This window comes from Hyphomonas sp. GM-8P (assembly GCF_003263315.1).
In the GTDB taxonomy this organism is placed as follows: Bacteria; Pseudomonadota; Alphaproteobacteria; order Caulobacterales; family Hyphomonadaceae; genus Hyphomonas.
On record NZ_AWFE01000035.1, the window covers coordinates 84,348 to 97,095 of the forward strand.

Consider the following 12,748-nt stretch of genomic DNA (forward strand, 5'->3'; position numbering starts at 1 on the left):
GGAATGCCGCCAAGTAAGTGGTTCACTTTTTCAATTCTTTGCGCCAATACACGGGCCATCATGGCAGACGACATCCTCCCGCTTTCCAGCACTTTTCCGGACGCCACCGAAGCCGAATGGATGGCTTCGGTCGAAAAGGCCCTCAAGGGCCGTGGCATCGATGCAATCACCCGCACCACGGCGGACGGGCTGAAGATCCGCCCGCTCTATCGTGAGAGCGATTTTCCGGCTTCGAAAGACCCGCTCGGCACGCCCGGCGAGGCGCCTTATCTGCGCGGGCCGACGGCGGCGCCGGACAAGTGGCTGCCCTGGGATATCCGGCAGGCATTCACCCATGCCTCGCCTTCGCACACGCATGGCGAAGTGCTGCGGGATCTGGAACGCGGCGTGAGTTCGGTTGAACTCAGCGTCGATTCGACCGGACGACACGGTGTCCAGGCCATGACCATGCCGGACTATGACATTGCCTTGAATGGCGTCGACGCGACCATCGCAGGCGTTGCGCTTGACCCGGTCATGACCTCCGGAACACGCGAAGCCGCCTTCCTGGCCGAGTGGGCCCGGAACAAGGCGGACGCCAAACTCGACTTCAACATGGACCCGCTGGGCGCCCTCGCCCGCACAGGCAAACTGGCCGGCGGCCTCGACGCCGCCTTCGCCGAGGCGGGCGCGCTCGCCAAGGTGCTAGCCGCGAAATACCCCGCTGCGAACCTCTTCCGCATCGATGCCCGCGCCGTACATGAGGCCGGTGGATCGGAAGCGCTGGAACTCGCCGCGCTGATCGCCTCGGCCGTCGACACGCTGCGCCGCCTTGCCCCGCACATCGGTGCGGCGGACGTGGCCGCGAAGACAATCTTCTGCCTCGCCCTCGACGCCAATTACGGTATCGGCGTGGCGAAGCTGCGCGCCGCGCGCCGCCTGTGGGCCCGTATTGAAGAAGCGCTTGGCCTGACCTCGAAACCGATGCGCCTTCAGGGCTACAGCTCTGCCCGGATGCTGACACGCTATGACGCGTGGACCAACATGCTGCGCAACACTGCGGCCGCCTTTGCGGGCGCTGTCGGCGGAGCGGACATCCTGACCATCCGCGCCTTCAACGAGCCACTGGGCACGCCGGAAGAACTCGGCCGCCGCATCGCGCGCAACACCCAGCTGATCGCGATGGAAGAAAGCCAGCTCGGCCGCGTGGCGGACCCGACCGGCGGCGCATGGTTCACCGAGACGTTCGCCAATGAACTGGCCGAAGCCGCCTGGGCCGAATTCCAGAAGATCGAAGGCGAAGGCGGTTATGCCGCCTCCCTCATGTCCGGCGCCTTCCAGGGCCGTGTGAAAGCGACCCGCGACGCCCGCGCCAAGGATATTGCCAAGCGCAAGATCCCGGTCACCGGCGTTTCCGAATTCCCGCTGCTGGAAGAGATCACCGCCCCGGTAGCCGATCAGCCGCACCTGCGCTCGGGCGCCGAACTGACGGACGAAGCGCTGCAGGCGCTGGTGCCTGACCTGCCGCCCGCCACGGAAACGGACGCAACCGCCGAGGCGCTGGAGCCGATTCATCTCAGCGCAGACTTCGAAACCCTTCGCGACAAGGCCGCTGCGGCACCCAAACCGCCGGCGATCTTCCTCGCCACGCTTGGCCCTCTCGCTGAATACACGGCCCGCGCAGACTTCGCCCGCAACCTGTTCGCGGCGGGCGGCCTCGCCGCCAAGGAACCGCCGGTGCCACCGAAAGACGCCGCCGAGGCCGCGGCTGCCTTCAAGGCGTCCGGCTGCCGCATCGCCTGCATCTGCGGTAGCGATGCACGCTACACGGATGAAGCAGATGCCGCCGCAAAGGCGCTGAAAGAGGCCGGTGCGCAACATGTCTGGATCGCCGGCAAGCATGAAGGCGACGTCATCGACTCACAGGTCTTCATGGGCTGCGATGTGCTGCACAATCTGAAACTCGCCCACGCCGAACTGGGGCTATGATCGCCATGATGCTGGAATTCACACTCGACAACTGGGAGAACCACCCTTGCGTAAAGGGACGTCCGGCCATTGAGCGGGACGTGCGGGAGAACCGCGCCATCTTCGCAACGGCCGGTTCAGGCGAGGAAAGTGTCGCTCCGGTCGATTGCCCGCTACCCGCCGTGCTCACACGCGCCAATGGCGACCGGGTCTCCGTCATCATCCTGCAGGCACAATGGTCTGCAGACCGCTCGGGATATGTGTTCGGCGCCGTCGACCAGAACGGCAAGCCTTACGTCGCCACGTCCAGCGAAACCCTCATCCTGAAACAGCCGACTCCGGAATGGACGGCTAATCTGGAGATGTCCAAATGACCGACTTCCCCGACTTCACAAAACTGGATCTCGGCACGCCGCACGCGAAGGCCGTCGCCCCGAAAACCGGCGAAGCCTGGGAAACACCGGAAGGCGTCGAAGTAAAAACCGCCTATACCGAGGCCGACCGCGCCGGGCTGGACTTCCTGGACGATTATCCGGGCCTCGCCCCGTTTGGCCGTGGCCCTTACCCGACCATGTACACGAACCAGCCCTGGACGGTTCGTCAGTATGCGGGCTTCTCGACGGCGGAAGACTCCAACGCTTTCTACCGCCGCAACCTGGCCGCCGGCCAGAAAGGCCTGTCGGTCGCGTTCGACCTGGCCACGCACCGCGGCTACGACTCCGACCACGTCCGCGTGTCGGGCGATGTGGGCATGGCCGGCGTGGCCATCGACTCCATTTACGACATGCGTACGCTCTTCTCCGGCATTCCGCTGGACAAGATGTCCGTCTCCATGACGATGAACGGCGCCGTGCTGCCGATCCTCGCGCTTTACATCGTGGCAGCTGAGGAACAGGGCGTCGGGCCGGAAAAACTGGCCGGGACGATCCAGAACGACATCCTCAAAGAGTTCATGGTGCGGAACACCTATATCTATCCGCCCAAGCCGTCGATGCGGATCATTTCGGACATCTTCGCCTACACGTCGCAGAACATGCCGAAGTTCAACTCGATCTCGATCTCCGGCTATCACATGCAGGAAGCAGGCGCCTCGGCTGACCTGGAGCTCGCCTACACGCTGGCCGACGGCATTGAATATATCCGCGCTGGTGTGGCAGCCGGTCTCGACGTGGACGCGTTTGCGCCGCGCCTTTCCTTCTTCTGGGCGATCGGCATGAACACGTTCATGGAAGTTGCCAAGATGCGGGCCGCACGCCTTCTCTGGGCGAAACTCGTCAAAGAGAACTTCAACCCGAAGAACCCGAAATCCCTCAGCCTGCGGACGCACTCGCAGACCTCCGGCTGGTCGCTGACCGCGCAGGATGTCTACAACAACGTCATCCGCACCTGCCTTGAGGCCATCGCCGCCACGGGCGGGCAGACGCAGTCGCTGCACACCAACAGCTTCGATGAAGCCCTCGCCCTGCCGACCGACTTCTCCGCGCGGATCAGCCGGAACACGCAGCTGTTCCTGCAGCAGGAAGCCGGTGCCTGCCAGACGATCGATATGTGGGGCGGCTCCTACTATGTCGAACGCCTGACGCACGACCTCGCCGCCAAGGCCCTCGCCCATATCGAGGAAGTCGAAAAAATGGGCGGCATGGCGAAAGCCATCGAGGAAGGACTGCCGAAACTGCGCATCGAGGAAGCCGCCGCAAACACGCAGGCGCGCATCGACAGCGGCACGCAGACTGTGGTCGGCGTGAACAAGTTCCTGCTGGACGAAGACGAAGACGTTCCGGTGCTGAAGGTCGACAATGCCGCCGTACGCAAGATGCAGCTCGACAAGCTGGCGCGCCTGAAGTCCGAACGGGACGAAGCCGAAGTCGCCGCCAAGCTGGACGCGATTGCCGAAGCGGCTGCCGGCACCGAAGGCAACCTCCTCGCGCTCGCTGTGGATGCCGCGCGCGCCAAGGCGACCGTCGGCGAAATCTCCGAAGCCGTCGAACGCAGCCAGGGCCGCCACCAGGCCATCATCCGCTCCATCAAGGGCGTCTATGGCGGCGGCGTGAAAGGCACCGAGAAGGCCGACGAGGCGCTCAGCCTCGCCGCAGCCTTCGAGAAGAAACATGGCCGCAAGCCGAAAGTCTACATCGCCAAGATGGGCCAGGACGGTCACGACCGTGGCCAGAAGGTCGTCGCCTCCGCGCTGATGGACCTTGGCTGGGATGTCGAGATCGGCCCGCTCTTCCAGACACCGGAAGAAGCTGCCGCCGACGCCCGCAAGGCCGAAGTCGACATTGTCGCTGCTTCCTCGCTTGCTGCAGGCCATTTGACGCTGGTGCCGGAACTGAAGCGCGCGCTTGGCAATGAAGGCGCGGCCAACGCCCGCATCATCGTGGGCGGCGTGATCCCGCCGCAGGACTTCGATGCGCTCTATGCAGCAGGCGCCTCTGCCATCTTCCCGCCCGGCACCGTCATTGCCGACAGCGCGCTGAAGATGCTGGAAATCCTGACGGACGGCGACGACGGGGCGAAGACGGCGGCAGAGTAGCGGTGCCGATTGTCGGGGCGCAGGCTTCTGATAGGCTTCCACCATGGCAAGCCTGACCTCAACCTCCGGATACGCTGCAGAAGCAGACGATCTGTTTGTGCGTTACGAGGCGCTGTCGGCGCCGGAAACGCATGCGCATTGGCGGCATCTGTTTCCTGAGCCGCGTGCACGCACGCTCGATATCGGCGCAGGCACGGGGCGGGATGCCGCCTGGCTGGCTTCGCTCGGTTATTCCGTGCTGGCAGTGGAACCAGTGGAGACGTTGCGCCTGCGAGCGGCAAAGCTTCATCCGGAACCTGAGATCACATGGCTGGAAGACCGCCTGCCGGGGCTGGCGAACACGCACGCTCGAGTCGAGCGGTTCGACATGGTGATGCTGAACGCTGTGTGGATGCACCTGACCGAAGAAGAACGCACCACCGGCATGGAACGCGTGGCGACGCTCCTGGCGCCGGGTGCCCGGCTGTTCATGAGCTTGCGCCACGGCCCCATCCCGGAAGGACGCCGCATGTTTGATGTGACAGGCGAAGAAACCATCGCCCTCGCCGCGCCTTGCCACCTCCGCCCCATCAGCCACGTCCGCAAGAACTCCATCATGGCAGAAAACAAGGCCCGGGGCGTTGAATGGACCGCGCTGGTATTCGAAAAAGACTCTTGAAACGCTGGGCTCGCCTCCCCAAATATATCGTTATTCGATAACACAAAAGGATCGCCCTCCATGCTCGTCACCACCACGCCCACGGTTCAGGGCCATGAGATTTCGAAGTATCTCGGCGTCGTTTGCGGCGAGGTCGTGGTCGGCGCGCATCTCGGCAAGGACATCCTCGCCAGCTTCACCAATATCGTCGGCGGGCGCTCGAACGCCTATGAAAGCACGCTGCGCGAAACGCGCGACGATGCGCTGGCAGAGATGATGGAAGAAGCCAGGAAGCTCGGCGCCAATGCCATTGTCGGCACGAAGTTCGACTACACCGTGATCGGTCAGGGCGGCTCGATGATGATGGTGGCGGTCTCCGGCACGGCCGTGTCGCTGGTGTGAGCATGCTCTACGAGACCGCTCCGACAGCGGAGGACATTCTTGGCCTCGCCGAAGCCTGCATCGCCCGCCTGCCCCAGCATATGCGGACCGCCGCCGACGCCGTGCGCATCATCGTGGAAGACTATGCCGAGGATGAGATCCTCGACGAGATGAAGATCCAGGATGCGCTGGAGCTGTCCGGCCTCTATTCCGGTGTGCCGCTGATCCATGAAAGCGTGACGCATCCGTCGATCCAGCAGCCGCTGGTCTATCTCTACCGCCTGCCGATCCTGTTCGAATGGGCTGCGCGGGGAGACGTGACGCTGGACGAGCTGGTCGCCCACGTCACGATCCACGAATACGGCCACCATTTCGGTTGGTCCGATGAGGAAATGCACCGCCTGCTGGACAGTATGGACTGACGCGTCAGGCCTTCGACTTGTGCGCCAGCGTGTGGGCGTGCTTCTCCCAGTTCTGCCCGTCGAACTTGTTCACGGTGACGTTCAGGTCCTGCCAGTCATCGATGCACCGCCAGGTGACGGCCACGCCGTCCGGATTGGAGCGCGGAATGTAGAAGCTCTTCACCCCGCATGTCCGGCAGAACAGGTGTTTCGCCACGCCCGTATTGAACGTGTACTCGACGAGGTTGTCGTTGCCCTGTGTGAGGCGGAAGCGGCTGGACGGGACGATGATGTGGATATTGCCCGACATGGCGCACATCGAGCAGTTGCAGTCCTCCACCTCAAACGCGTCAGGCAGGTCCACTTCCCACCGGACCGCGCCGCAATGGCATCCGCCAAGATGGGTCTTCAGCTCGCTCATCGTCTTTCTTCCGTCTGGTTCAGCCCACCCAGTGCGGCGGGCGTTTCCCCGCCCATGGCCGGGCCTGTTCCAATTGTCCAGCCAGACGGAACAAAAGGCTTTCAGACCCATACCGTCCGCCAAACATCATGCCGATCGGAAGCCCACCTGCCGCTTCTTCGGTCGGTTCCGTCCAGTGCAGCGGAACGGACATGGCGGGGCAGCCGGTCTGGTTGAAGATCGGACAATGCGCGCCAAAGCCGGCAATCGCCTTGCCCATGGCATCACCGTCCTGCGTCAGCGCCATTGTGCCCAGCTTGTCGGGCGCGCGATGCGTCACCGGCGAGAGCGTCAGGTCAAACTCGCCATCGATCAGGAATTGCTCATAGTCGATGGCGACCGAATTGAAGAGATTGTTCGCCTTGGCGAGTTCCACCATCGGCACGGTCCGGCCGAGATGCGCCATGGACGCCGTGATCGGTTCCATCTCGTCCTCGCGCACCGGCCGGCCCAGCATGGCGGAGCGGTCGTCGAAGGCCGCGGCGATGTTCGCGGAGATCGTGAACAGCGCATACTTCGCGAGCAGTTCCCCATCGAATTCCGGTCCGGTCTCGACCACTTCGTGCCCCAGATCCGACAGCAGCTTCGCGGTTGCCATAAGCCCCGCATCCGCATCGGCATCCGGCATGGTGCCATTCGGCGCCCGCTTCCAAAGCGCGATACGCAGCCTGCCAGGATCGCGGCTGACTTCCTCCAGATACGGACGGTCCGGCGCCGGGGCCACATAGCGGCTGCCCGTCTCCCGGCCATGGCAGGCATCCAGCAGAGCCGCGCTGTCCCGCACGCTGCGGCTGACCGCATGGACGGTGGACATGCCGTTCCAGCCCTCGGTGCGCCCCGGCCCCATCGGCACGCGGCCGCGGGACGGCTTGATGCCGAACAGGCCCGTACAGGAGGCTGGAATGCGGATGGAGCCGCCGCCATCGCTCGCCTGCGCTACCGGCAGCACACCCGCAGCAACGGCTGCGCTCGCTCCGCCGGACGAGCCGCCCGACGTGCGGGTCAGGTCCCACGGGTTCCGCGTCTGGCCGTAGAGCGTGGATTCGGTGGTCGTGGTCAGGCCATATTCCGGGGTAGTCGTCTGGCCAAAGAAAACGAGGCCTGCTTCGCGATAGCGCTTTGTCAGCACGGAATCGCGCTGGGCAACATTGCCTTTCCAGGCGACCGAGCCATTGGTCAGCGGCGCGCCTTTTACTTCAACGGCGAGATCCTTGGTGACAAAGGGCACGCCGGCGAAGGGGCCATTGCTGACGCCGGTTTCCAGCTGCGATTTCGCGAGATCCGGATAAAGCGCGCTGAAACAGTTCAGCTTGTCCTGCGCAGCCTCAGCCCGCGTGACAGCGGCTTCCAGCAGTTCTGCGGCGCTGACCTGTTTGCTGCGGACAAGCTCCGCCAGACCCAGACCATCATAATCGGCGTATTCTTTCATTCGGCCCTCCCGTTTTGCCACCACTGTGGAACGCCGGGCGCCGAAAGGAAACCCTGATTACGGCTCCATATCAGGCGGCGGGGGCGGAGGTGGAGGGCCATCCCCCGGACCACCGCGTTCGCCCGGTCCCGAACCACGCTTGGGTTTATGACCGCCCGGTCCGCGTCTCAGGATCTGCGCCATATGCTGGCGCTCTTCTTCCGACATGGAGGCAAACAGGTTCACCATGGCTTCGTGTGTGGCCTCATTCACCGCATCGTCTGCCGATCTCAGTTTGCGGAAAGCCTCCCGCACCGCGTCGGCGTCATAGGGCTCGGCGATGACTGCTTCAGCCAGCTGCCGGCGCGATTCGACCCGCGCCGTGCGCTCTTCCGCAGACGCTTTGAAAGCTTCCTTGAACACCCGCCGCATGGCCTGACGGCTGCCATCGTCGCGGTCACCCCAGGAGATACGCTCCCGCGGCGGCCTATCCGGTGTGCCCTTCGGGCCTGCCTGCATCAGGAGCCCAGACAGAAGGCCCACAAGAATCATGTTCGCCATCAGCGAACCAATCAGCCACAGGGGCCACCGCCGGGGCGTATCAGACGTGTCGCTCATTCTGCCGCCTCACTCATCAATTCATAATCGCCAAATCCGAGGGCCGCATACATCACAACGTCGGTCTCATCCGTCGTCTCGGCGCTGGCCACCGATGCGGGCAGCGAAACATTCACACCAATCACAAGCCCCATGACCAGAGAGGCCGCGGCCCCCGCTGGCAGCCATCCCGGCAGGAACCGCCATAGGCCGAACTTCGCCCCGGCATCCCGCTTCGGTTTCGGCGCCCACGCCAACAGACTGTTGCGCAACGATGCGGACACTTCGGCCGCCGGAACGAGGTCGAGGAACTGGTCCAGGCGGCGGGCATCATCCAGAGCTTTCGCAAACAGTCCGGGCGCCTCCGCCATGCGGCGCGCAGCAATCTCCCGCATCGCCTTGGGAAAGGCAGCAGGATCGGCACCGTAAGCCTCGATCAGTTCGAGGACCCGTTCGTCAGACAAGGTCGATGTCATCCTTTGGTCCTTCATGCCACACTCCGTTCGGCCAGTGTCGCCCTCAAGCTGCGCCGGGCGCGCGCGAGAAGGCTTTCCAGCGCTTCTTCACTTGTTTCCATGATTTCCGCCGCCTCCACCTGAGAGTGTCCTTGCAGGGCGCAGAGCGTCAAGGCAGCTGCCTGGCGCTCCGGAAGGTTGGCGATTGCTGTTTCGATCGCCTTCACCCGTTCGGTCTGCAACAGCCGTTCAGGTGGGGTCAGCTCCGGGTCCGTCATCTCCGGCAGTTCGCCGGGCAGGGATTCACGGCGCTTTCGCAGGATGTCGTAACAGAGGTTCAGCGCCACGCGGTGCAGCCAGGTCGAGAACCTGGCTCGCGGTTCCCAGGTGGGCAGCGCTTTCCATGCGCGAAGGAAGGTCTCCTGAGTCACGTCTTCTGCTTCCATCCGGTCGCCAAGCATCCGTGTTGCCAGGCCGAGAACGCCCGGTGAGTACCGGTCGACCAGCCACGAGACGGCTGACGGATCGCCCGCCGCCGCCCGTGTGATCTGGTCGAGATCCGATACAAAAGCCACGGAACCGAGCTTACTCCGTTGAAGGCGGGATGCACGCACTCAATACGGTGGTGTCACATACTGAATGCGTGCCGTGCCGCCCAACCGGGCCTGAGCCCGATCTCTTATTCGTCTTCCGGCGGAGGCGGTGGTGGCATGTCGCCCCGCATGCCGCGGAAGCCGGCCTTGCGATCCGGGATTTCGTCGATCGCGATCACGCCATTGCCATCCTTGTCGAACCGGTCGAACATGCGGTTAGGCTTGGAGGTGAATTCCTCAGCACTGATCGTACCGTCACCGTCGGTGTCCATACGCTTGAACATCTCGGCCTGACGCTGCGTCCTCTTCTGGGCCATCATGGCTTCGTGGTGCGCAGTCATCTCGGCTTCGCTGACCTTGCCATCCTGATCGATATCGATGGCAGAGAACATCATGGCACGGTGGGCATCGACTTCGGCTTTGGTGATGTTGCCATCACCGTCCGTGTCCATCGCCTCCATGCGATCCTTCATCATGCCCGGTCCTTGACCGCCGCCGCGTGGGCCAGCGAGTGCCGGCAGAGCGATTGTGGCCACTGCGGCCAGGGATGCTGTCGCGAGAAAGATACGTTTCATAAGGGGGTAGCTCCTCTCTTTCGCGGCCGCCGCTGTGTCCGGGCGACCAGTGATTATGAAACGGGAGAAGGCCCGCTTTCCGTCGCGTCGAGGTGCAGTTTTTCCACAGCCAGCTGGTGAAGCCTTGATTTTGTGGAAGATAATTCAGTCTCCAGATCACGGAACGTGCCGGCTTCGACGGCCCTGCAGAGCCTGTCCCGCAGGCCTGCCGGCATGACATCGGAGCGCGTTTCGGTGCCAATGGCCACGCGTTGGACCTGTTGGAGTGCCTGGAGAAGGCGCAGGCCTTCCGTCAGCAGAAGGCGTTCTTCGATGTTGAAGCTGGAGCGTTCAATGGCGTCCTGCGTGGACGCACAGATCGCTTCGGCCCGTCCACCGAGCAGCATGTCCTGCTGCACGACGAACTCCACATCGATCAGTCCGCCCTCGGCGGTTTTGAGGTCCCACAGTCCCTTGCCCGGCTTTTCCCGGTAGAGGCGTTGACGCATGTCGGTAATGTCAGCCGGGATAGCTTCCGCATTTGTCTTCGCACGTTCCGTGATCGCATCGAAGGCAATATCCATGACGGTCTGCCCGAGCGCCTCATCTCCCGCGACCGGGCGCAACCGGGTCAGCGCCATATGCTCCCAGGTCCAGGCATCCTTGTGCTGATAGGATGTGAAGGCTGGCAGGCTGACCGCAACAGGGCCTGCGCGGCCGGATGGGCGCAGGCGCATATCCACTTCGTAAAGGGCGCCTTCCGCGGTGGGCGCCGTCAGCGCAGTGATCAGGCGCTGGGTGAAGCGCGTGTACCAGGTCTGCGCTTCCAGCGGGTCGGCATCATAGATGACGAGGATGTCGAGATCGGACCCGGCGGTCAGTTCCTTGCCGCCCAGCTTGCCCATGGCGAACACGCCCCAAGAACCGTGTTGCGGCCCGTTGCGGCGCTCGGTTTCCCATTTCGCCGCGGCGGCCATTTCCCGGATTGTGTCGTCGGCAAGCGCTGTCCAGTATTCCGCCGCATCCTTCGCCGGGATAAGCCCGTGCAGCAGGCGGTGGCCAGTCAGGAAGTGCTGGTCGCGGTGATAGCGGCGCCAGGCATCCAGCGCGCTGTCGAAGCTCGTATCAGGTCCGATCTCAGGCCGCACCGGCGCTTGCCCGCTGACGAGCGATTCCAGCAAGTCCGGACGGCGGGACAGGATTTCCGCGAGGCGGGGCGCCAGCGCCAGCGTCGCGACCAGATCGTCCAGCAGGTCCGGTTCTGCCAGCAGCATGGCCAGCGTCTGCACACCGGACGACAAGCCGCCGAAGAAACGGGAGAACCAGCGGAACGCCTCGTCAGCCTCACCCGTCTTGCCCATGTCTTCCAGGAGGCGCGGCAGGATCGCCGTCAGTAATTCGCGCCCGCGCGCCGTACGCGTGGCGGGCACACGGCCCCGGTGCCAGCTGCGGATCGTCTCGATCGCCGCACTCGGATCACTGAAGCCGAGGCCTCGGAGGGTTTCGACCGTGCCCGGATCGTCATCGACCCCCGTGAACACGAAATTGCCGGACCGGGTTTCCCCTGCCGCCCTGTCTTCGGCAGCAAACAGGGCGTCATAGGCCGACTGGACGATCCGGCGTGTTTCGAGAACGTCCCGGTCAAATTCCTCCAGATTTCCATAGCCACTGAGGAAGGCGACCACTTCCCGCGCTTCCGGGTCCTTCGGCAGCGTGTGGGTCTGTTCATCATTCCGCATCTGGATGCGGTGCTCGACATTGCGCAGCTGGCGATAGGCTTCGGTCAGGTCGCGTGCTGTCTCGTCCTCAACAACTCCGCCAGCGCGCAGGGCCTCCATCGCGCCAAGGGTCGTATTGTCCCTCAGTTCAGGACGCCGGCCGCCGAGGATCAGCTGCTGGGTCTGAACAAAAAATTCGATCTCGCGAATGCCGCCCGGCCCCAGCTTGATGTCAGGGTTCGGAATACTGAATTCCCGCGCCTTGGCCTTGGTGTTGATCATCCGTTTGATCGCCTGGATGTCACCAATGGCCCAGTAGTCGAGGTTCCGGCGCCAGACATAAGGCTCCATCCCCTTCAGGAAGCGCTTGGCCGCCGCGATGTCTCCGGCGGCCGGGCGCGCCTTGATCCAGACCATCCGTTCCCAGTTCTGGCCGACGCTTTCATAATAGACTTCCGCCATGGCGGTGGACACGGCCAGTGGTGTCGAGGACGGGTCGGGTCTGAGGCGCAAATCGGTGCGGAAGACATAACCGTCTTCGGTTATATCATCGAACATGCGGACGATATCCCGGGCGACGCGCTGTGCCGCCTCGCCGGGCGAACGTTCCCCTCCGTCGAACACGTCGGGGTCATAGAAGATGCAGAAGTCGATGTCGCTGGAGTAGTTGAGTTCGAACGCGCCCATCTTGCCAAGCGCAATGGCGAAGATGCCATCGCCGGAAAGGCCATGATGCGCGAGGGCGACTTTGAGGGCAGTATCGACGCACTCACAGGCGAGCTCTGTCAGCACCAGTGTGACGTCCATGACGTCCAGCGTGCCTGACAAGTCTTCCCCGGCCAGCGACAAATGCGTTGCCTGTTTGGCCCGGCGCAAAACACGCATCGCCTCTTCGATGGGTTTCTGGCCCAATTTCGGCAGCATACGTACGGTTTCGATGGCTTCGCGCCAGTCCCGGTCTTCCAGATCCCGGCCGACCAGCCGCCGCAGATATGGCGCCCGTTCGCAGGCAAGTGCCAGCGCTGCTTCAGGAGTTTCAGCAATCGGTCTGACGTTCAGCATGC

The 12,748-nt window shown here is 63.6% G+C and carries 13 protein-coding genes; 6 read left to right on the top strand and 7 right to left on the bottom strand.

Annotation, left to right across the window (positions count from 1 at the left end; all coding sequences use genetic code 11):
* Positions 1 to 60: 60 nt before the first annotated feature.
* The 6 genes from HY26_RS03350 to HY26_RS03375 are packed head-to-tail and all read left to right on the top strand — an operon-like array spanning position 61 to position 5,920.
* Positions 61 to 1,968 (top strand): methylmalonyl-CoA mutase family protein, encoded by a 1,908-nt coding sequence (locus HY26_RS03350; protein WP_112072931.1) that lies wholly within the window; start codon positions 61 to 63, stop codon positions 1,966 to 1,968.
* On the top strand, positions 1,965 to 2,321 hold the full coding sequence (locus HY26_RS03355; RefSeq protein ID WP_034768764.1) for a hypothetical protein: 357 nt from the start codon (positions 1,965 to 1,967) through the stop codon (positions 2,319 to 2,321). The genes HY26_RS03350 and HY26_RS03355 overlap by 4 nt, the downstream gene beginning before the upstream one ends.
* Positions 2,318 to 4,480 (top strand): methylmalonyl-CoA mutase, encoded by a 2,163-nt coding sequence (gene scpA / locus HY26_RS03360; protein ID WP_034768766.1) that lies wholly within the window; start codon positions 2,318 to 2,320, stop codon positions 4,478 to 4,480. The genes HY26_RS03355 and scpA overlap by 4 nt, the downstream gene beginning before the upstream one ends.
* Positions 4,481 to 4,523: 43 nt before the next feature.
* Positions 4,524 to 5,138, top strand: coding sequence for a bifunctional 2-polyprenyl-6-hydroxyphenol methylase/3-demethylubiquinol 3-O-methyltransferase UbiG (locus tag HY26_RS03365; protein ID WP_034768768.1), 615 nt, complete (start codon positions 4,524 to 4,526; stop codon positions 5,136 to 5,138).
* A gap of 60 nt (positions 5,139 to 5,198) precedes the next feature.
* Positions 5,199 to 5,519: a YbjQ family protein gene (locus HY26_RS03370; protein WP_034768769.1), complete on the top strand. Its 321-nt coding sequence runs from the start codon at positions 5,199 to 5,201 to the stop codon at positions 5,517 to 5,519.
* A 2-nt stretch (positions 5,520 to 5,521) separates the two neighbouring features.
* A complete protein-coding gene (locus HY26_RS03375; RefSeq protein WP_112072918.1) occupies positions 5,522 to 5,920 on the top strand; it encodes a metallopeptidase family protein in 399 nt (132 codons plus the stop codon).
* A 4-nt stretch (positions 5,921 to 5,924) separates the two neighbouring features.
* Here the strand turns inward: HY26_RS03375 and HY26_RS03380 are convergent, their stop codons facing one another.
* The 7 genes from HY26_RS03380 to HY26_RS03410 all read right to left on the bottom strand — a co-directional run bounded on the left by HY26_RS03380 (position 5,925) and on the right by HY26_RS03410 (position 12,746).
* A complete protein-coding gene (locus tag HY26_RS03380; protein WP_034768771.1) occupies positions 5,925 to 6,320 on the bottom strand; it encodes a GFA family protein in 396 nt (131 codons plus the stop codon).
* Positions 6,321 to 6,339: 19 nt separating this feature from the next.
* Complete coding sequence (locus tag HY26_RS03385; protein ID WP_112072919.1) at positions 6,340 to 7,788, bottom strand: amidase; 1,449 nt, start codon at positions 7,786 to 7,788, stop codon at positions 6,340 to 6,342.
* A gap of 57 nt (positions 7,789 to 7,845) precedes the next feature.
* Positions 7,846 to 8,385, bottom strand: coding sequence for a periplasmic heavy metal sensor (locus HY26_RS03390; RefSeq protein ID WP_112072920.1), 540 nt, complete (start codon positions 8,383 to 8,385; stop codon positions 7,846 to 7,848).
* Positions 8,382 to 8,855 carry a hypothetical protein gene (locus HY26_RS03395; protein WP_146740165.1) on the bottom strand — a complete coding sequence of 158 codons (474 nt, stop codon included), beginning with the start codon at positions 8,853 to 8,855 and terminating at the stop codon, positions 8,382 to 8,384. The genes HY26_RS03390 and HY26_RS03395 overlap by 4 nt, the downstream gene beginning before the upstream one ends.
* Positions 8,852 to 9,394, bottom strand: coding sequence for an RNA polymerase sigma factor (locus tag HY26_RS03400; protein WP_034768775.1), 543 nt, complete (start codon positions 9,392 to 9,394; stop codon positions 8,852 to 8,854). Before HY26_RS03400 ends, HY26_RS03395 begins: the two co-directional genes overlap by 4 nt.
* Before the next feature lie 104 nt (positions 9,395 to 9,498).
* A complete protein-coding gene (locus HY26_RS03405) occupies positions 9,499 to 9,987 on the bottom strand; it encodes an EF-hand domain-containing protein (protein WP_112072922.1) in 489 nt (162 codons plus the stop codon).
* 53 nt (positions 9,988 to 10,040) lie between these two features.
* Positions 10,041 to 12,746 (bottom strand): bifunctional [glutamine synthetase] adenylyltransferase/[glutamine synthetase]-adenylyl-L-tyrosine phosphorylase, encoded by a 2,706-nt coding sequence (locus tag HY26_RS03410; RefSeq protein WP_112072923.1) that lies wholly within the window; start codon positions 12,744 to 12,746, stop codon positions 10,041 to 10,043.
* Positions 12,747 to 12,748 lie beyond the last annotated feature (2 nt).